Source organism: Lentzea sp. NPDC005914, from assembly GCF_040629405.1.
Lineage (GTDB): Bacteria > Actinomycetota > Actinomycetes > Mycobacteriales > Pseudonocardiaceae > Lentzea.
This window is the reverse complement of the sequence record NZ_JBEXVQ010000007.1, coordinates 253,018-270,519: the sequence shown is the minus strand read 5'-3', so window position 1 is coordinate 270,519 and position 17,502 is coordinate 253,018. Positions and strand designations below refer to the sequence as shown.

General features: G+C 69.0%; 19 protein-coding genes. 9 read left to right on the top strand and 10 right to left on the bottom strand.

Annotated elements, in window-relative coordinates:
* Positions 1-55: 55 nt before the first annotated feature.
* A complete protein-coding gene (locus tag ABZ345_RS12780) occupies positions 56-754 on the bottom strand; it encodes a carbonic anhydrase family protein (protein WP_359846477.1) in 699 nt (232 codons plus the stop codon).
* Positions 755-907: 153 nt separating this feature from the next.
* On the opposite strand from ABZ345_RS12780, the gene ABZ345_RS12775 reads away from it, so the two are divergent.
* From ABZ345_RS12775 to ABZ345_RS12765, 3 genes are read left to right on the top strand one after another with little or no spacing between them, the layout of a single operon-like run.
* Positions 908-2,161: a serine hydrolase domain-containing protein gene (locus tag ABZ345_RS12775; RefSeq protein ID WP_359846474.1), complete on the top strand. Its 1,254-nt coding sequence runs from the start codon at positions 908-910 to the stop codon at positions 2,159-2,161.
* Positions 2,161-3,417 carry a serine hydrolase domain-containing protein gene (locus tag ABZ345_RS12770; protein ID WP_359846471.1) on the top strand — a complete coding sequence of 419 codons (1,257 nt, stop codon included), beginning with the start codon at positions 2,161-2,163 and terminating at the stop codon, positions 3,415-3,417. The genes ABZ345_RS12775 and ABZ345_RS12770 overlap by 1 nt, the downstream gene beginning before the upstream one ends.
* On the top strand, positions 3,417-3,767 hold the full coding sequence (locus ABZ345_RS12765; RefSeq protein ID WP_359846468.1) for an MmcQ/YjbR family DNA-binding protein: 351 nt from the start codon (positions 3,417-3,419) through the stop codon (positions 3,765-3,767). Before ABZ345_RS12770 ends, ABZ345_RS12765 begins: the two co-directional genes overlap by 1 nt.
* Here the strand turns inward: ABZ345_RS12765 and ABZ345_RS12760 are convergent.
* On the bottom strand, positions 3,764-4,684 hold the full coding sequence (locus ABZ345_RS12760; protein WP_359846465.1) for a hypothetical protein: 921 nt from the start codon (positions 4,682-4,684) through the stop codon (positions 3,764-3,766). The genes ABZ345_RS12765 and ABZ345_RS12760 overlap by 4 nt on opposite strands.
* A gap of 73 nt (positions 4,685-4,757) precedes the next feature.
* Positions 4,758-5,615, bottom strand: a complete 858-nt coding sequence (locus tag ABZ345_RS12755; protein WP_359846462.1) for an MBL fold metallo-hydrolase — start codon at positions 5,613-5,615, stop codon at positions 4,758-4,760.
* An 82-nt stretch (positions 5,616-5,697) separates the two neighbouring features.
* Here ABZ345_RS12755 and ABZ345_RS12750 point away from each other — a divergent pair, with 82 nt between their 5' ends.
* The 3 genes from ABZ345_RS12750 to ABZ345_RS12740 all read left to right on the top strand — a co-directional run bounded on the left by ABZ345_RS12750 (position 5,698) and on the right by ABZ345_RS12740 (position 8,538).
* Positions 5,698-6,522, top strand: a complete 825-nt coding sequence (locus ABZ345_RS12750) for a LysR family transcriptional regulator (RefSeq protein WP_359846460.1) — start codon at positions 5,698-5,700, stop codon at positions 6,520-6,522.
* Positions 6,523-6,595: 73 nt separating this feature from the next.
* The gene (locus ABZ345_RS12745; protein ID WP_359846457.1) at positions 6,596-7,987 is read left to right on the top strand and encodes a fatty acid desaturase; all 1,392 of its coding nucleotides are present in this window, start codon (positions 6,596-6,598) and stop codon (positions 7,985-7,987) included.
* The gene (locus ABZ345_RS12740) at positions 7,984-8,538 is read left to right on the top strand and encodes a TetR/AcrR family transcriptional regulator (protein ID WP_359846454.1); all 555 of its coding nucleotides are present in this window, start codon (positions 7,984-7,986) and stop codon (positions 8,536-8,538) included. Before ABZ345_RS12745 ends, ABZ345_RS12740 begins: the two co-directional genes overlap by 4 nt.
* Here the strand turns inward: ABZ345_RS12740 and ABZ345_RS12735 are convergent.
* Positions 8,535-8,945: a MarR family transcriptional regulator gene (locus ABZ345_RS12735; RefSeq protein ID WP_359846451.1), complete on the bottom strand. Its 411-nt coding sequence runs from the start codon at positions 8,943-8,945 to the stop codon at positions 8,535-8,537. The two genes, ABZ345_RS12740 and ABZ345_RS12735, sit on opposite strands and share 4 nt — an antisense overlap.
* 56 nt (positions 8,946-9,001) lie before the next feature.
* On the opposite strand from ABZ345_RS12735, the gene ABZ345_RS12730 reads away from it, so the two are divergent.
* A complete protein-coding gene (locus ABZ345_RS12730; protein ID WP_359846448.1) occupies positions 9,002-9,679 on the top strand; it encodes an alpha/beta hydrolase in 678 nt (225 codons plus the stop codon).
* On the opposite strand, the gene ABZ345_RS12725 is transcribed toward ABZ345_RS12730, so the two are convergent.
* The 4 genes from ABZ345_RS12725 to ABZ345_RS12710 all read right to left on the bottom strand — a co-directional run bounded on the left by ABZ345_RS12725 (position 9,676) and on the right by ABZ345_RS12710 (position 12,886).
* Positions 9,676-10,068 (bottom strand): hypothetical protein, encoded by a 393-nt coding sequence (locus tag ABZ345_RS12725; protein ID WP_359846445.1) that lies wholly within the window; start codon positions 10,066-10,068, stop codon positions 9,676-9,678. The genes ABZ345_RS12730 and ABZ345_RS12725 overlap by 4 nt on opposite strands.
* A gap of 88 nt (positions 10,069-10,156) precedes the next feature.
* The gene (locus ABZ345_RS12720; RefSeq protein WP_359846443.1) at positions 10,157-10,588 is read right to left on the bottom strand and encodes a MarR family transcriptional regulator; all 432 of its coding nucleotides are present in this window, start codon (positions 10,586-10,588) and stop codon (positions 10,157-10,159) included.
* 12 nt (positions 10,589-10,600) lie between these two features.
* Positions 10,601-12,286, bottom strand: a complete 1,686-nt coding sequence (locus ABZ345_RS12715; protein ID WP_359846441.1) for a hypothetical protein — start codon at positions 12,284-12,286, stop codon at positions 10,601-10,603.
* 69 nt (positions 12,287-12,355) lie between these two features.
* A complete protein-coding gene (locus ABZ345_RS12710) occupies positions 12,356-12,886 on the bottom strand; it encodes a class I SAM-dependent methyltransferase (RefSeq protein ID WP_359846438.1) in 531 nt (176 codons plus the stop codon).
* A gap of 229 nt (positions 12,887-13,115) precedes the next feature.
* Between ABZ345_RS12710 and ABZ345_RS12705 the strand changes: the two genes are divergently transcribed.
* A complete protein-coding gene (locus tag ABZ345_RS12705; protein ID WP_359846435.1) occupies positions 13,116-14,291 on the top strand; it encodes an SGNH/GDSL hydrolase family protein in 1,176 nt (391 codons plus the stop codon).
* A gap of 4 nt (positions 14,292-14,295) precedes the next feature.
* Here ABZ345_RS12705 and ABZ345_RS12700 read toward each other — a convergent pair whose 3' ends face one another.
* Positions 14,296-16,431, bottom strand: a complete 2,136-nt coding sequence (locus tag ABZ345_RS12700; RefSeq protein ID WP_359846432.1) for a TOMM precursor leader peptide-binding protein — start codon at positions 16,429-16,431, stop codon at positions 14,296-14,298.
* The gene (locus tag ABZ345_RS12695) at positions 16,428-16,685 is read right to left on the bottom strand and encodes a hypothetical protein (RefSeq protein ID WP_359846430.1); all 258 of its coding nucleotides are present in this window, start codon (positions 16,683-16,685) and stop codon (positions 16,428-16,430) included. Before ABZ345_RS12695 ends, ABZ345_RS12700 begins: the two co-directional genes overlap by 4 nt.
* Before the next feature lie 258 nt (positions 16,686-16,943).
* Between ABZ345_RS12695 and ABZ345_RS12690 the strand changes: the two genes are divergently transcribed.
* Positions 16,944-17,495 carry a DUF4232 domain-containing protein gene (locus tag ABZ345_RS12690; protein ID WP_359846427.1) on the top strand — a complete coding sequence of 184 codons (552 nt, stop codon included), beginning with the start codon at positions 16,944-16,946 and terminating at the stop codon, positions 17,493-17,495.
* The last annotated feature ends 7 nt before the right edge of the window (positions 17,496-17,502 follow it).

Sequence of the window (17,502 nt, the reverse complement as noted above, 5' to 3'; positions counted from 1 at the left end):
CACCGAAGAAGGCCGACCCCACGGCAGGGAGCCGGCCTTCCCGGCGAGCCGCAGATCAGATGCGCGGAACCTCGACCAGCGTCCGCCCGTTCAGCGGCTGCGTCGCACGAGCGTTGCCCGCCGTGAACAGCCCCTTGAAGCGCGCGATCGTCGCCGCCGTCACGTGCTGCTCACCCGTCAGGTACCACTCGACGCCCTCGGTGAACGGCGCCGTGGTGAGCGAGCCGGTGTAGTGCAGTGTGTGGTTGTTGTACGCCGGCAGCAACCGGTTGAGGTTGATCGGCTCGACGTCGACCGGGGCGCCGCACTCCGGCGCGAGCTGCGCCAGGACGTCGTCCACGACCGAGTGCGCGCCGACGACCAGTGGGACGCCGACGACGAGCAGCTTGCCCTCCGCGCTGCGGTGGACGAGGTGCATCTCGAGCGGGGTGTGGTGGCCGGCGAACTGGTGCTCGGACGGCGTGTGGAAGTGGAACTGCACCAGGTCGTACCTGGTGCCGGCGACGATGACGTGGCCCGCGCCGGGCTGGACGTCCGCTTCCTCGGTCTCTTCGTGGTCGCGGGTCGTGCAGCCGTCGGGCTTGTCCGCGTCCTTGCGGATGTACTTCAGTTCCAGCGCGGAGTGCCCGTAGGTCACGTCGAGCTTGGGCGCGTTCGGGTCGAACCGGATCGCGTTCGGCGTGACGTTGACGGGACTCTGCTTCGGTGTCCCCGACTCGGCCGTGCCGACCGCGAAGAAGGACGCGGTGAGCACGAGCGCAAGAAGAGCCGGAAGGGACCGTCTTAAGTTCATTGCACCACTTTTCACCCGATCGAGTGAAAAGAGGAATCAAGTGTGGCCACGCTCTCACACTTCCGGAATTCGTCCCGGTCTCAATTGGGTGGCCGGCCTCTATAGAGTCTTTCCATGGGGTGGAATCTGGCTGAACTGGTCCAGCGTCACACCGTGCCGGGCGCGCAGGTCGCGGTGCTGGCCAACGGGGAGATCGAGGAGCACGCGGCGGGCGTGCTGAGCCTGCGGACGCGAATTGAGACGACAACGGACTCGGTGTTCCAGATCGGCTCGATCACGAAGATCTGGACGTCGACTTTGGCCCAGAAACTGGTGAACGAAGGCGTTCTCGATCTCGATTGTCCGATTCATCACTATTTGCCGAACCTCGAACTGGTCGAAGGAATCACCGCACGCCACCTGCTCACCCACACGAGCGGCATCGACGGCAACCACTTCACCGAGACCGGGATGGACGACAGCGCCGTCGCGAGGTTCGTCGCCACCCTCACACCGGCAGACCAGCTCTTCCCGCCCGGCGCGATGTTCTCCTACAGCAACACCGGGTTCGCCGTCCTGGGCCGGCTCATCGAGGTGTTGCGCGACAAACCGTTCCACGACGTACTGCGCGAAGAGCTCGTCACTCCGCTAGGCCTGCAGACGGTCTCCACCAACGCCTACGAAGCGATCCTGCACCGCGCAGCAGTCGGCCACGAACAGACAGACGGCGTGCTCAACCCCGTGAAGACGTGGGCCCTCGCGTACTCCAACTCCCCCGGCGGCGCCCAACTGGCCATGAGCGCGCACGACCTGTTGACGTTCATCCGCCTGCACTTCACGGACTTCGCCGAACTGCGAGAACCCCAGGTCCCCGTGCCCCCGAACGTCTCGGCGCCGCACTGGGGCCTCGGCTGGATGCTCTACGGCGACGGCGTGGTCGGCCACACCGGCACCACCATCGGCCAGAAGGCGTTCCTGCGCGTCGTCCCGGAAAAGCAGGTCGCGGTAGCCGTCCTGACCAACGGCCTCGGCGGCGCCCCGCTGGCCCACGAGGTCATGACGCACACCCTCCGCGACCTGGTCGGCGTCGAGACCCCGCCCCGCCTCACGCCACCACCCGACCCCGAACCGGTCGAAGACTGGATGCACGGCACCTACCGCGGCACGAAGGGCAACTACACCATCAGCGAGGAAGACGGCAGCGCGTTCCTCACCTACACCTCCCGCGACATCCACGATCGCGCCGAGATCGTCCGCTTCGACGAGGCCTCGATCATCACGAAGGAACCGGACTTCGGCACCCACTACGTCCTCACGTTCGTCGGCCGCGACGAGACCGGCCGCGCGAAGTTCCTCCACAACAGCAACGCCCTGCCGAGGATCGCCTGATGAACCTGCGCGAGCTCATCGAGAAGTACGACGTCCCCGGCGCGCAGGTCGCCGTGCTCCACGACGGCGAGATCCACGACGAGGCAGCCGGCGTGCTCAGCCTGCACACCAAGGTCGAGACCACCACCGACTCGGTGTTCAAAGTCGGCTCGATCACCAAGCTCTGGACCGCGACCCTCGTCGCGCAACTGGCGGCCGAAGGCGCACTCGACCTCGACCAGCCCGTCAAGAACCGCTTCCCGGGCTTCCAACTCAGCGACCGCCACGCCACCGAGACCATCACCGCCCGGCACCTGCTCACCCACACCAGCGGCATCGCGGCCAACCACTTCACCGACACCGGCCGCAACGACGACGCCCTGGAAAGGTTCGTCGCCACCCTCGCCGACGAGGAGCAGCTTCTCCCGCCCGGCACCCTCTTCTCCTACTCCAACACCGGCTTCGCCGTTCTCGGCCGGCTCGTGGAAGTGGTGCGCGGCAAGCGTTTCCACCAGGCACTGCGCGACCACCTCGTCACGCCACTCGGCCTGACCACCGTCGCCACCGACCCGTACGAGGCGATCCTGCACCGCGTGGCAGTGGGACACACCGAAGGCACACCCACCACACCCTGGGCCATCTCGTACCGCACCGCGCCGAGCGGCTCGCACCTCGCGATGAGCGCCCGCGACCTGCTCACCTTCGTCCGCCACCACCTCACCGACCCGGCGCTCGCGTCACTGCGCGAACCGCAGCTTGACGACGTCCCGGAGTTCGGCGACAGCATCCGCGGCTGGGGACTCGCCTGGATGATCTTCGGCGACGGCGACCTCGGCCACACCGGCAACTCCAAGGGGCAGAAGGCGTTCCTGCGCGTGATCCCCGGCCGCAACCTCGCCGTCGCGGTGTTCACCAACAGCACCACCGGCGAGCCGCTGGCCCAGGAGGTCTTCGCCGCACACGGCATCGACATGGCCCCGCCACCCGTGCCGCCCGCGAACCCCGCGCCCGTCGACGACCCGATGCACGGCACCTACCGCACTCCCCTGTTCGACATCACGCTCACCGGCACGTCGCTGCTCTACCACCCGCGCACCGAGCTGGCCGCGTCGTTCAACGTCAAGCCGCGCACCGAGGTCGTGCGACTCGGCGACGACACGATCATCGAGACCGAACCGCGGTTCGGCGGCCACCGGGTGATGTCCCTGATCGGTTCCGACGAAAACGGTCGCGCCAAATACCTGCACAACGGCGCCGCGGCGTACAGGATTGCCTGATGGTCAACGTCGCCGACATCCGGGCCGTGGCACTGTCGTTGCCGCGCACCACCGAACACCTGATCCGCGACCGCGTGAAGTTCCGCGTGGGCCAGATCGTCTACGCGGCCCTGTCCCGCGACGAGACGGTGCTGGGCTTCGGTTATCCGCGCGAGGAACGCGAGGCCCTGGTCGCGAGCGACCCGGTCAAGTTCGCGTTCCCCAGCGAGTCCGACATGCGGTTCCAGTGGGTGCACGCCTCGATGGCCGAGCTCGACGTCGAGGAGATGACCGAGCTCATCATCGGCGCCTGGACCCTGTGCGTGCCCAAGAAGGTCATCCGCGCCCACCTCGGTGAGGACTACCTTTAGTCAACACTGAAGCTATAGAGCTGACCGCCTCGCAGCTCGGCGAAGACCCCGTCGCGGTGCGCGATCGGCCGGAACCCTTCCAGCACGCCGAATCGCAGTTCGCGCTCGGGATCCCACCCCTCCAACCCGGCCTCGTCGCTCACGTACAGGGCCCCGTCGTGAGCCCACATCGGCCCGGTCACGCCGGGCAACAGCGCCATCGGCGGCTCGTCCGGTTCGCCGAGCTGTTCGACGTTGTAGATCTCGATGCCATCGCCCTCGAAAAAGCGATCCTCGGTCCGTTGAATCGCAACGATTCCCGGCCCGAGCCATGCGACCGGCTGGTCCCACGGGTAGTCGCGGAAGGCCAGGAAGGTGCCCTGCGGGTCGCCGCCGATCCGCAGCCACTCGTCGACGTCGACGACCGCGGGCGCGCCATCCGGGTGCCACACCCACCGGTGGTCCAGGAGCCACCGGCCGCACGGACTCGCGGTCAACCGGCCGTGGTACTCGGAGAAGTCCGTCTCCCGCTCCGTGAGCACGGCACCGGTCCTGAGGTCGATGACGTCGAGCCGATTCACTTCCGTCGCCGCGACCACGCGGTCGCCGGGCAGGAACGCGATCGGGAACGGGGTGGTCGTCGCCGTGTGGACGTGGTCGCGGTCCAGGCGCAGCACCACCTCCCCGGACAGCAGGTCGACCACCGTGCCGAAGTTGCCGTAGTCGTTCACGACGGCGGCGTACCGGCCGTCCGGTGAGGTGTGCAGCGCCGGGATCGGCTCCCGCCACGCCTCATCGCCGTAGTCCTCGGCGATCAGCGGATCCGGGCAGACGAATCCCGCGTTGAGAGCGACGAGCCCGTCCGCGGTCCGCGCCAGCCAGTCTCCCGGCAGCGGAGCGAGGCACCGATCGCTGAGAAGTTCTACATCCCACGGCACGCTTTGCCGTGTACCAAAACCGTTCTCCATGACGCCATCAGGGTGAGGCGCGAGTCGTCAACCCGCAAAGCGATTATTCAGCGCACAGGCACCCGACCCCGCGCTCGATCCACTCCTGCCCCACCCACTCGGGGTGCCGCTCGACCAGCACCGCCCGCACCTCGGCCACGACATCAGCGGAGTCCCGCCGGCGCCACGTCTCGTCCCTCAGCTCGCACAGGTAGTCCCGAACGCCTTCCAGCACCGCGAGACCACCAGTAGCCCCGTGCCCCGGCACCACGATCCGAGGCGCAGCGGCGATCAACCGGTCCATCACCTCGATCCACGCCACCCCGGACACGTCGGTGTCGTGCGGCGGGAACCACGGGAAGATCGCGAACTGCCCGGTCTCGGCGAGATCACCGGTGAACAGCACACCGGCGTCCGGCACCTCGATCACCTGATCTCCCAACGTGTGCCCGCGCCCGGTCGGACGCAGCACGACCGAACGACCTCCGAGATCGAGCGTGTGCACCCCGTCGAACACGACGTCCGGCACCGGAACCGAGACCCCGTCCAGGCGGTCGGCGATCGCGCCGCCGAAGCCGCGGAACATCTCCAGGTAGCCGGATCCCTTGCGCCGCAGGTCATCCGCCTGAGCCCGGTTCACCACGTACGAGCCGGCGAACACCGAGGCCCCGAACGCGTGCTCCGGGTGGAAGTGCGTGGTCGTCAGGTGGATCCGCCGCCCGCGAGCCACCTCCGTGGCGAACGCGAGCACGTCGGAAGCGTTGGCAACGCCGAGTCCCGTGTCCACGACGAGAACGGCATCCGTGCCGCCGACGATCCCGATGTTGGGCACGAGACCGACACCGTTGTTCGGGATCACCACAACATCAGGAGCGACCTCAACAGCACCGGAAATCTGGACGACGGGGTCCGGAAGATTCATGCCCCCACTTCACCGCCGCACCCCGCCACCAGTCCAAGACCAAGAACGCAGGCCCGATACCGGACGAGTATCGTGCCTGATCATGGAGCTGCGGACACTGCGCTACTTCGTCGCCGTCGCCGAAGAACTCCACTTCGGCCGAGCCGCCACGAGACTGCACATGAGCCAGCCACCGCTGAGCCGCGCGATCAAGCAGCTCGAGACCAGCCTCGGCACCACGCTGCTGAACCGCTCCCCCGCCGGCGTCACGCTCACCGAGTCCGGCCATACCCTGCTGCACGAAGCGAAGGCTCTCCTCGAGCACGCCGACCGCATCAAATCCGGGCTCGCGAAAACGATCACCATCGGCATCCTCGACGGCAAGAACGCTGCCACACTCGCGAAAGCGTTCCGGCGCAAGCATCCCAACGTCGAGGTGCGCATCCGTGAGGCCGACCTGACGGACCCCACCTGCGGCCTGCGCACCAACCAGGTCGACATCGCCCTCACGCGCGGCCCGTTCACCACCGATGGCCTCAGAACCCTTGCCCTGCGCGAAGATCCGGTGGGCGCGGTCCTCAGAGCGGACGACCCGCTCGCCCACCGGGATCACCTCACCACGACAGACCTCGACGACCGCACGTGGTTCCAGTTCCCCGAAGGCACCGACGAGATCTGGCAGAACTACTGGAACGGCGGCAAACCCCGGCAGGGCCCCACGGTCCGCGCGGTCCAGGAGTGTGTCCAGTCGGTGCTGTGGAACGGAACCGTCGGCCTGGCCCCGCTCGGCCACGACCTCGGCAGCGAACTGAAGGTCGTGCCGATCCAGGACCTGCCACCCAGCCCCGTCGTCATCGCGTGGACCAAGGACGATCCGCTGACCAGAGCGTTCGTCGACGCAGCCGCCCAGGTGTACCGATCCACCTGACTTTACATCTCGCCCCCACTTGTCAAACCGACTTTACATCTCCTACGGTTTTGTCAAACGGGAGGAGCGAGCGATGACCGGCACCGTCACACCCGGCTCGACCGAACAATGGAGGGACGGCAAGCGCTACCTGTGGCTGATCGGCCTGGTGGTGCCGTCCCTCGCCTTCGTGGCGCTGGGCCTGCACGCGCTGACCGGCTGGGGCGTCTGGCTGTGGACCGGCCCGATCGTCGTGCTGGTGATCGTTCCGGCCATCGACCTGCTGGCCGGCCTGGACCGCTCCAACCCGCCGGACGAGCTGATCGAGGCGCTGGAGCAGGACCGCTACTACCGCTGGATCACGTTCCTGTTCCTGCCCATCCAGTACGCGGGCTTCGTGACGGCGTTCTACGTGATCGCGACCAAGGATCTGTCCGTTGTGGACAAGATCGGGCTCACGGTGTCGATCGGCGCCATCGGCGGGATCGGCATCAACACCGCGCACGAGCTGGGGCACAAGAAGGAGAGCCACGAGCGCTGGCTGTCCAAGATCGCGCTGGCGCAAAGCTTCTACGGCCACTTCTACATCGAGCACAACCGCGGTCACCACGTCCGCGTCGCGACACCGGAGGACCCCGCCAGCGCGCGGGTCGGCGAGAGCTTCTACCGGTTCTGGCCGCGCACGGTCGGCGGGTCGGTGAAAAGCGCCTGGCACCTGGAGAAGAAGCGCTACGGCCGTCGCGACCACCACCCGTACCGCATCGGCAACGACGTGCTCAACGCGTGGTTGATGTCCGCGGTGCTGTGGGGCGCGATGATGTGGTGGCTCGGGCCCGCAATCCTGCCGTACCTGGTGTTGCAGGCCGTCGTCGGCTTCTCGTTGCTCGAGGTCGTGAACTACATGGAGCACTACGGCATGCTGCGGCAGAAGGTCGGGATTCCCGGCCGCGTGCGGTACGAGCGCGTGAACCCCAGCCACAGCTGGAACTCCAACAACATCGCCACGAACGTCCTGCTGTACCACCTGCAACGGCACAGCGACCACCACGCGAACCCGGTGCGGCGCTACCAGACCCTTCGGGACTTCGAGGAGTCCCCGGTGCTGCCCACCGGCTACGCGGGCATGATCCTGCTCGCGCTCGTGCCGCCGTTGTGGCGCCGCGTCATGGACCCGCGGGTGCTCCGCCACTTCGGCGGCGACATCAGCCTCGCGAACATCCACCCGCCCAAGCGAGCGAAAGTGCTGGCCCGCTACCCGCAGCCACTCACACCTCACCACACGGCGCAGGAGACCATCGCGACCCTCGACGGGGACGCCGCCGGTGGCCGTTGCCCGGGCTGCGGTTACGTTTACGACGCCGCGGCTGGCGCTCCCCGCGAGGGGTTCCCGGCCGGAACACCGTGGTCGGCCGTCCCGGACTCGTGGTGCTGCCCCGACTGCGGGGTGCGGGAAAAGGTCGACTTCGTCTCCATCGGAGCCCCATGACATTGCGCGACGACATCGTCACGGTGACCGCCAGGCTCATCACCGAGCAGGGCTGGCAGGCGGTCACCATGTCGCGGCTGGCTGCCGAGCTGAACGTGAGCCGGCAGACCGTCTACAACGAGGTCGGCGCCAAACCCCAGCTGGCGGAAGCGGTCGTGCTCGCTGAGCTCGACCGCTTCCTCAGGGAAGTCACCACCGCGTTCGACGAGCACCCCGGCGAGGTGCTCGAGGCGATCAACGCCGCCGTCCGCAACGTGCTGGAACTGGCGCGCGACAACGCCTTGCTGCACGCCGTGGTCTCCGCGACGCACGGCGCGAACACGGAACTGCTGCCGCTGCTCACCACCCACACCGACGGGCTGCTGGACACGGCCAAAACGGTGGTGTCGCACTGCCTGAAGGCCTACGAGCTGTCCCTGAAGCCACCGCAGCTCGACATCGCGGTCGACCTGATCGTCCGGCACGTGCTCAGCCACGTGATGGCGCCGTCGAACGAACCCGCCGAGACCGCCGACGCGGTCACCTGGGCCGCCGCGAAGTTGCTGGCCTAGGAACCGAGCGCGGCGTCCAGAAGGTCGCCCAACTGGTCGAGCTGCGCGGCCGACAGCGCGCTGAACGAGGTCTCGGCGATGCCGTCGACCAGTTCCTGCCCCTCGGCCCGCAGCCGGGCGCCCTCCTCCGTGAGCTTGTGGCGCACCGCCCGTCCCGGCCCCGCGACCCGCTCGATGAGCCCGCGCTCGGCCATCCGCACCGCCAGCGAGCCGAACGACTGGTCGGTCTGGAACGTCAGCACGGCGAGGTCGTGCAGCGACGCGTCCGGCTGCCGGTGCAGGTGGCGCAGGGTGTCCCACTGCACGAGCGAGAGCCCGAGCGGGGCCAGCGCCTGGCTCAGCGCACGGTGGTGGCGGTGCTGCAGGCGCTTCACGGCGAGCGCGACGTCGGCGGCGTGGTGCTTCACAACTCAAGATCCTAACCATCTTGCTTAGATAAGCAACCTTATCTAAGGTTCCTTACATGACGACCACGAAGACCTACCTGCTGCTGCACGGCGGTGGCGGCGCCGCCACGATGACCAAGTTCGCCGGCCTGCTCGCCGAACGCACCGGTTCCCAGGTGCTCGCGCCCGTCCATCCCGGGTTCGGCGGCACCCCGAAGCCCGCCGAGCTGACGGGCGTAGCCGAGCTCGCCCAGTACTACGCCGCGATGCTGGACGAGCGCGACCTCACCGGCGTCACGGTGCTCGGCAACTCGTTCGGCGGCTGGCTGGCCGCCGAGATCACCCTGCTCGGGGGCCCGCGCGTCGGTGCGGCGGTGATCGTCAACGGGATCGGCGTCGAGGTCGAGGGCCATCCCGTGACCGACATCAGCGGCTTCACGCTCGCCGAGATCCAGGCGCACTCGTGGCACGACCCGTCCAAGGCACCCAAGCCGGTCGCCGGCGGGCCGAGCCCGGACGTGCAAGCGCTGATCGGCTACACCGGCCCGACGATGTCCGACCCGACCCTGCTCGAACGGCTCAGCGGCGTGCGGATTCCCGTCCACGTGCTGTGGGGCGAGAGCGACCGCATCGCCGGCCCCGAGTACGGCAAGGCCTACGCCGCCGCGATCCCGGGGTCGACGTTCACGCTGCTCCCCCGCACCGGTCACCTGCCGCAGCTGGAGACGCCGGAGGAGCTGCTCGAAGCCCTTTAGAAGTGGTCGTCGCTCGTCAGCTCGTGCTCGAGGGTGTCCGCGCGGGCGACCAGGAGAGCGAGCGGGCGCTCGAACTCCTCGCGAATGCTCAGGTCTTCGAGCGGCGCCGTGTGCTTGAGCAGCGCGAGGCCGTCCACGACCGCCGCTCCGCCGATCTCCGGCGAGCCCGCCAGCTCGAGGAACCGGCGCAGGTCCACGTCGTCGGCGCGGCCGACGGGTGAGGAGATCTCCACCCACGCCTTGCCGTCCAGGTCCGGCAGGTGGTGCACGGAGACCTGCTGCGTCCGTTCCCCGTCGGTGCCGAGGCGGAAGCGCAGCCAGTCTTCGGTCTCCTCCAGCACCTCGTACCGGACCCGGACATAGTTGATCACTTCGGTCCACGACGTCACGCCAGGCCCCTTGCCCCTCACACCACTCCGACGCGCACACCGTAGCGTCGCGACCCCGCCGCCACACCGAGAAACTCCGGAAGAACCTTCAGCGTCCCTGACGGCCGTCGACCAACGTGGCCAGTGAACGCAGGAACGACTCGCGGTCCGCTTCGGGCAGGCGGCCGAGCACCTCGCCGTACAGCTCGCCCAGCACGCCCTCGGTCGAGGCGACCAGTTCGCGTCCGGCGGCGGTCACCGCGACGACCCGCGCGCGACGGTCCTTTCGCGACGGCTTGCGCGTGGCCAGGCCCTCCTGCTCCAGCGCGTCGACCAGGTGGACCATCGTCGACTTGTCGAGGCACGCGAGGTCCGCGATCTCACCCTGCGTCTTCTCGCTCTCGTCGGCGCACAGCAGCACGCTCACGGCACGCAGCGACGTGCTCGTCCCCTCCAGCCGCTGAGCCGCCACCAGTTCGATGTCGCGGCTCAGCAGCAGGAGCTGGACGATCAGGTCGCTCGTGGTCCGTGCGCTGCCCATCACCCGAGCGTACTAACCGCGGCTGTACCCCCACCGGGTGCGGGCGGCGGCGTCCTCCACACCGGTGAAGCCCTCGTTCGGCACGAACTGGTCCTCACCGAAGTCGATGTCGGTGTCGTCCGCGGTGCCGCCGGCGCCGTCCGCGCCGACCGCGAACATCGCCTTCGGGTTACCGCCCTGGTCCATCAACGTGTCGTGCTCGTTGAACTGGTGCTGGTGCCACGAACCGGACAGGTGCCCCAACTCGTGCGCCGCGATGTTGCCCAGAGCCCGGCCGACGAACCTGACCTCGTCGCTCCCGGGCCTGAGGTAGGTGTTGAGCGACACCGGCGGCCCCGCGGGCTGGCTCAGCAGGTCCAGCTGCACCATCGCGGTCTCCTCGTGCCCGAAGTTGCCGGGGTCGATGGACTGCGCGATGGCGACGGTCTCGACGCCGGACTCGGCGATCGTGCCGCCGATGACCAGGCGGCTCACGTTCTTCTGACCCCACGGGTCCCGGTGGTCGCGGCTGTTGAGCAGCTTGACACCGAACCTCCCGTGCAGCGCGAGGTTCTCCCGGATCGTGTCGACGGCGGCGGAGACGACCGCGCTTTCATCCTTTTCGGACAGACCCCAGTCCTTCAGGAACTTCGAGAGCGGCGACAGCTGCTTCTCGCCAGGCGCGCCCCACACGCCGGTGTCGACGAGGGCGCCGTCGAAGTCCACGAACACCGTCTGCGGGACCCTTTCGCTGCCGGGCCGGAACGCCTTGACACTCAGCTCGTACCGTCCGGCGCCGTCCTCGACCCCGACGAAGTAGCGACCGTCGCGGGGCGCCACGTAGTCCGCGACCGCGTTGCCGCCGCCGGGCAACGGGCTCTCCTTCGGGTACACGCCCGAGAAGTCCTGCTGCGAGCCCATGGCCTCGCGTCCGCGGTCGTCGTGCACGACGACCTTGCGCGCCGCACCCGTGACGGACGCGCCGACCACGTCGCCCGCCCTGAGGTCGATGGCGAAGAAGTCCTTGTCGCCCTTGCCTTCGCCGGCCGCGAGCGTCAACTCGTACGAGCCTTGCGTGTTCTGCGTTCCCGTGACGCGCACGAAGTAGTCGGCGGCCGCCAACTCGATTTCGAGCCGGGCGTCGGTGCTCACGCCGACCGTGTCGTTGGACGCGATCTCCTTGCCCGACGCGTCGAACACGGTCAGCACGGTGTCGAGGTCGCTGCCGTCCGTGCGGGTCGCGATCGACGTGAGGCCGGTGCCGCGCAGCCGGTAGAAGTCCTGGTCCCCGCCGGAGATCCTGCCCGTCGTGCGGATCGCGCGGAACGTGGTGCCGACCTGCGTGTCGCTCGCGGTCGCCTGCGTGTCATTGGGTTCCGCGAACTCCTTCGCGGTCGGCATCGTCGGATCCGCGAGCAGCGACCCGGTGAACAGCGCGCTGCGTTTGAAGCCCGTCGACTCGGCTCGCCACGGGCTGTCGTTGTGGCCGCGCGCCGATGCGGGCTCCCGTTCGGCGTAGGTGTGGCCGGGTGCCTGCGCGCCGAGCACCCGCGCCCTGGTCCTGGCCTCCCGTGCCTTCGCCGCCTTCGCGAGGTCCACCTTGCCCGGATCTTGAAGGAACGCCAGCAGCGGGTCAGGTTCGATCGGCGCCGGTGCCGCGACGGCGGTCTGCCCGCTCAGCACCAGCGCGGCGACGGCGACTGCTCCGAGTAAACGCATGCATCCCCCTGCTCGTAGATCATCCAGACCTACACCGTGCAGAGGACGCAAGACCAGAATCTGGCCCAATCAAGACATGTGCACGGAGACGGCGTAGCTCCCGTTCCGGAACGCTTCCCGGTCCCACGTCGCGAACCGCTCGGCCAGCCGCAGCCCGGCCTTCGCGCAGTGCTCGTCGTACTCCTCGACCGTGTAGCCGCGATCGAGGCTGAACCCGGCGACCAGCACCTTCCCCACGTGCCGCGCCACGCCCGCGACGAGCCTGTCCTGCGTGCCGGGCTCGGTGAACAACGGCACGTTGCCCGCCATGACCACGACGTCGAACGTGCGTCCCAGATCGAGTTCGGCCAGGTCGGACCGCACCCACGTGATGCCGGGCGCCGTGTCGCGCGCGTAGGCGATCATCGACTCGTCCTTGTCCGCCCCGACGACCTCGATGCCGTGCCTGGCCAGCTCGATCGCGACCCGCCCGGTGCCGCACCCGGCGTCCAGCACGGTCTTCGGCGCATAGGCCCGCACGAACGCCGCCTCGCCGTGCACGTCGACTCCCGACTCGGCGAGCGAGTCGAACCTGCGCTGGTACTCAGCCCCGTTCCACACGGATGCAGCCTAGGCCGTGTCCTGCAAGTCTCGTCCGCGACAGTCGCGGCCGAGGGGCCCGGAGACGGCACCGCCGAAGCACCCGAACACGCCCGGTATCAGGCCGCTTCGGCGGCACCGTCTCCGGGCCTCTCGCCCGTGACTCTCATCGAACGGACTTGCAGGACACGGCCTAGACCCGAAGATCGGCGGATACCGCGCGTGCGAGAGCGCTGCCAAGGTCGAGGACATGACACGCTTTCTGCTGGCAGTGGCGTTGTTGGTGGCAGCGGCCTCACCGGCGCACGCCGCACCGTCGCGCTGGGTCGGCACGTGGGCCACCGCCCCGTCCTCGGCGGTCCCGGGAACCGAGAACGGCTACCCGAACTTCTCGATCCGCAACATCGTCCACGTCAGCGCGGGTGGCCGGGAGATCCGCGTCCGCCTCTCCAACGCCTACGGCCGCACGCCCGTCGTCTTCGGCGCCGTGACCGTGGCCCGCGCGGCCGGCCCCGACACGCCGCTCGCGTTGCCCGGCACCATGCGCACCCTGACGTTCGGCGGCTCGCCCTCGATCACCGCCCCGCCCGGCGCCGACGTGGTCAGCGACGGTGTCGCACTGAACGTCCCGGCCGACTCGGACCTCCTGGTCAGCACGTTCACGCCGTCCCCCGGCGGCCCGGTCACCCACCACTCGCTCACGATGCAGAACTCGTACTTCACCCGCGACGGCGACCACACGGCCGAAGAGTCCGCCGCCGCGTTCCGCGAACGCACCACGGCCTGGCACTTCCTCTCCGGCGTGGACGTCCGGTCCTCAACCTTGCAGGGCAGCGTGGTCGCCCTGGGCGACTCGATCACCGACGGCGCCAACTCGACCTGGGGCGCCAACCTCCGCTGGCCCGACCAGCTCGCCGACCGCGTCAACACCCGCCTCGGCGTCCTCAACGCGGGCATCAGCGGCAACCGCCTCCTGCTCGACGGCGGGTCGGCGGGCCCGAACGCCCTGGCCCGCCTGAACCGCGACGTCCTGACCCAGACCGGCGTCCGCTCGGTCATCGTGTTCGAGGGCATCAACGACATCCAGCAAACCCCGCACGAGACCGACCCGGCCAAGATCATCGCGGCGCTGAAGCAGATCGCCTCCCGCTCGCACGACCGCGGCCTGCGCGTGATCGGCGCGACGATCACGCCGTTCAAGGGCTGGAACAGCTACACCGACGAGCTGGAGTCGGTGCGGCAGACCGTGAACGCGTTCATCCGCACCGGCTCCGGCTTCGACGCCGTGGTGGACTTCGACGCGGTGATCCGCGACCCGTCCGACCCGCAGCGGATCCGGCCCGACTACGACCAGGGCGACCACCTGCACCCCGGTGACAAGGGGTTCGAGGCGATGGCGAAGGCGGTCCGGATCGCCACGTTGTGACGGCTCAGAGGAAGATCGGGATCGGGTTCAGCTCCTCGTACGGCGTGGGCGAGGCGAGCCTGCCGAGCTGGACCGGCACGTCGAACAGCCGTCCGGGTGCGAACCGCGCCCAGAAACCGCGCATCCCAGGCACGATCACCTTCACCACGGGCAGCCCGATGTCGGGCCGAGTCTGGTCGAGCACGAACACCTCCAGCCCCGCCTTCTCCAGTCGTGCCCGCACCTCCCGCACATCTGCCAGCAGGTCGCCGGAGGGGGCGTACGGGCGGTGCACCGGTGCACCCGACGGCACCAGGTAGGGCTGGTTCGCCACGGTGGCCGTGGTGAGCCAGTGCCGCAGGTCGGGATCGTCGTGCCCGAGGAGGTCCTCCAGCGCGATGGGCATCATCTGGTTCATCTCGGTCAGCGCGCGCCGCAGTGCCAGCGCGGGGTCGAGGTGGGCGCCGAAGCCCATCCGCACGTCCTCGGTCTCCCCGCTCACCCGCCTGGAGAACGCGACCACGACGGGTACCCCGATGTCCGAGGTCAGGTCGAGCGCCCACACCTCGCGGCCGAGTCCGGAGTGGACGGACCTCAGCGAGTCGATCCACGGGTCCCCGCCGAGGTCGACGGGTGGCTGTGAGGTCCGGTTGTACCACCACAAAGCGACGGCATCGCGTTCGACGAGCTCCAGCATTCCCTGCAGGACGGCGTCCTCCAGCGAGGATCCGGCGGCGTTGCCGTTGGTGTCGACCATGAGCTGCTCGTCGGCCGGGGCCCGGAAGTAGAGCAGTTCCGTCGGCAGCAGACGGTGTTCGCCGCGGGTGAGGGACCACACCGGGGTCCAGTCGATCTCGGAGTCGTCGTCGAACGGAGCGCAGACGTGCTGGAAGTCCGAGTGCGCGGCGTTCCAGGCGTCCCGGCCGTCGAACTGGCGAGGGTCGTAGAGGTGGACCGCGTCCGGGTGGATCGCTCGGGCGCCGAGCGAGGTGTAGCTGCCGCGGACGTGCGCCTCATCGCCCTCGGCCAGCGCGCTGTGCCGTTCCAGGGCCTCGCACAACGCGCCCACCTCGGCGTCCAGTGCGGTGACGCCCTTGCCACCGTTCTGGGAACGCAGAGCGGAACCGAGGTGCGCAGCGCCGCGGTGACCGCGTGCGACGTTCGGGCCGGAGCGGAAGACGTTGAAGAACGCCGGGCCGCGCTCGTCGCGCACGACGTCCTTCACCACCCCGGTGACCGGGCTGACCAGGTGGCGGTAGGCCGCGAGCACCTCTTGCGGGGCCGCGGAACGGTGTCCACCACCCGCCGTGTGCACCGTCGGCCGTGCGGAGAGTTCGACCGGGCGCCAGGCCTGCTCGCGCATCAGGGCCGGGTCGCCGCAGGAAGGACACTGTGGACGGACGGAGACGGAGTGCCGCCTGCCGGTGAGGTCGAGGCTGTCGAACGTCCACAGCTCCCGCTGACCGGCGTAGCGGTGGCCGGCGACCCACTTCGCCGCCTCCAGGGCCACCAGGTTCAGCGCGACGGCCCGCAGCGGCGCGAAGTCGACGAGAGATCTCGGCACCGCGCCCGGCAGGCCGAGTGCTTCGCTCACGTGGGCCTCGGCGGCGCGGTTCGACCACAGCCGGTGGGCAAGGCAGTGGTAGCACGGCCCCTCGCCCGGCGTGAAGAACGGGCCGATGGACACCTTGGCGCCCAACGGCTTGGCCAACAGCCACGGCCGGCCAGCAGCACGCAGCTTCTCGTCCACTTCGGACAGACCGTCGACGAGGTAGTCCGACACCAGGACGACGGTCAGCGCGCCGTCGCCCTCGGCGATCGGGGGCAGATCGGCGTCGACACCAAGAGAGACCACGTCGATGTCGGGCGTCCCCGCGGGTTCGACGCCCAGCGCGTCCCAGTAGGCCGAGCCCGACGTGTGCAGGCCGATGAGTCCCGCCTGTGCGAACTGGGTCAGCAGACCGGCCGCGTGCTCAGCGGGCGCGTCCAGCTCACGCCGCACCGCGGCGAGATCCCTGCTGCCGTCGAGCAATGCGGCGAGCGCCTCGACGTGAGGGCCGCGCAACGCGGTGGTGTCCTCCTCGGAGAACACGTACACCGCGTCGCCCGGTACCGCCTCGGCACGCAGGTGCCGCTTGAACCCGATGCGTGGTGACGTCACGCCGGAACGGCAACACGGGTGTTGCCGCACCAGGCGACGACACGGGTGTTGCTCCAGGCGACGACGCGGGTGTTGGTCCACGCGACGGCACGGGTCTGAGACCACGGGACGACACGGGTGTTGGTCACGCTGACCGCGACGACCTCCTTACCGGTGTCCACCCCCGCGCCGTCGAACGTGTCGATCAGCAGTCCGGTCTCCCGGCTCTGCGCGACACCGAAAACCTGTTCCAGCTGTGCAGTGAGTTCGTCCATGACCACATCCTGGCGCCTCCACGAGGTCCCCGACCGGCGCAGCTCACCGATCCGATCCGTTGCCAATGCACGTACAAGGGCGCTGACCTGGTGCTCGAGCGCTCCTCGAGCACTTCGTGCAACGCAGGGACCACTTGGACGTCTCGATCAAGGGAGCCGGACTCCGCCACTCGACCGAACGGCGGAGGTTTATCGTGCTCCCGGTTCGGGCTATTCGATGGTGATCAACTCGATCCACCGGTGCTAAGGGGCCAGTTCATGCGCGTCACGATCCTCGCCGTCGTTCTCGCGGTCGCCGCCACGGCCTGCGGCGGGCCGACGCCGAGTCCGGCACCCCGGACACCGTCCCCGACGAGCTCTGCGCCGACCTCCGCGAGCGACAAGCAGAAGCCCGCCGTCAAGGTCGAGCTGACCATGCAGGGCAAGCCCGGCCTGGGCCTGCTCGCCGCGACCAACCAGAGCACCGCGCCGATCACCTTCCAGGGCTGGCCGAAGCTCGCGTTCACCAACCCCGCGAACCAGCCGGCCGCGATCCCGGTGGAGCAGAAGCTGATCCCCGGCGAGGGGCCGTCGATCACGCTCCAGCCGGGGCAGACCGCGTTCGCCGGCGTGCAGCTGGACGTGGACGACGACGCGAACTCGTTCGCCATCAACGAGATGACGGCCGAACTGCCGGGCTTGGTGCCCGCGAAGGTGACGTTCGTCGGCACCGACGGCCAGGTGATCGCCGACGTCACCAGGATGAAGGTGAGCAAGGCCGAGGTGGGCACGATGCAGCCGGTCACGCAGGGCGTCCTCGTGTTCGACTGACCGCTCG

What these genes read in the sequence shown, in the direction of transcription:
- ABZ345_RS12720 (WP_359846443.1), bottom strand. Translation starts at nt 10,588, where the DNA reads ATGGGCAGCGCACGGACCACGAGCGACCTGATCGTCCAGCTCCTGCTG.
- ABZ345_RS12715 (WP_359846441.1), bottom strand. Translation starts at nt 12,286, where the DNA reads ATGCGTTTACTCGGAGCAGTCGCCGTCGCCGCGCTGGTGCTGAGCGGG.
- ABZ345_RS12690 (WP_359846427.1), top strand. Translation starts at nt 16,944, where the DNA reads ATGCGCGTCACGATCCTCGCCGTCGTTCTCGCGGTCGCCGCCACGGCC.
- ABZ345_RS12775 (WP_359846474.1), top strand. Translation starts at nt 908, where the DNA reads ATGGGGTGGAATCTGGCTGAACTGGTCCAGCGTCACACCGTGCCGGGC.
- ABZ345_RS12705 (WP_359846435.1), top strand. Translation starts at nt 13,116, where the DNA reads ATGACACGCTTTCTGCTGGCAGTGGCGTTGTTGGTGGCAGCGGCCTCA.
- ABZ345_RS12770 (WP_359846471.1), top strand. Translation starts at nt 2,161, where the DNA reads ATGAACCTGCGCGAGCTCATCGAGAAGTACGACGTCCCCGGCGCGCAG.
- ABZ345_RS12745 (WP_359846457.1), top strand. Translation starts at nt 6,596, where the DNA reads ATGACCGGCACCGTCACACCCGGCTCGACCGAACAATGGAGGGACGGC.
- ABZ345_RS12765 (WP_359846468.1), top strand. Translation starts at nt 3,417, where the DNA reads ATGGTCAACGTCGCCGACATCCGGGCCGTGGCACTGTCGTTGCCGCGC.
- ABZ345_RS12695 (WP_359846430.1), bottom strand. Translation starts at nt 16,685, where the DNA reads ATGGACGAACTCACTGCACAGCTGGAACAGGTTTTCGGTGTCGCGCAG.
- ABZ345_RS12730 (WP_359846448.1), top strand. Translation starts at nt 9,002, where the DNA reads ATGACGACCACGAAGACCTACCTGCTGCTGCACGGCGGTGGCGGCGCC.
- ABZ345_RS12755 (WP_359846462.1), bottom strand. Translation starts at nt 5,615, where the DNA reads ATGAATCTTCCGGACCCCGTCGTCCAGATTTCCGGTGCTGTTGAGGTC.
- ABZ345_RS12750 (WP_359846460.1), top strand. Translation starts at nt 5,698, where the DNA reads ATGGAGCTGCGGACACTGCGCTACTTCGTCGCCGTCGCCGAAGAACTC.
- ABZ345_RS12740 (WP_359846454.1), top strand. Translation starts at nt 7,984, where the DNA reads ATGACATTGCGCGACGACATCGTCACGGTGACCGCCAGGCTCATCACC.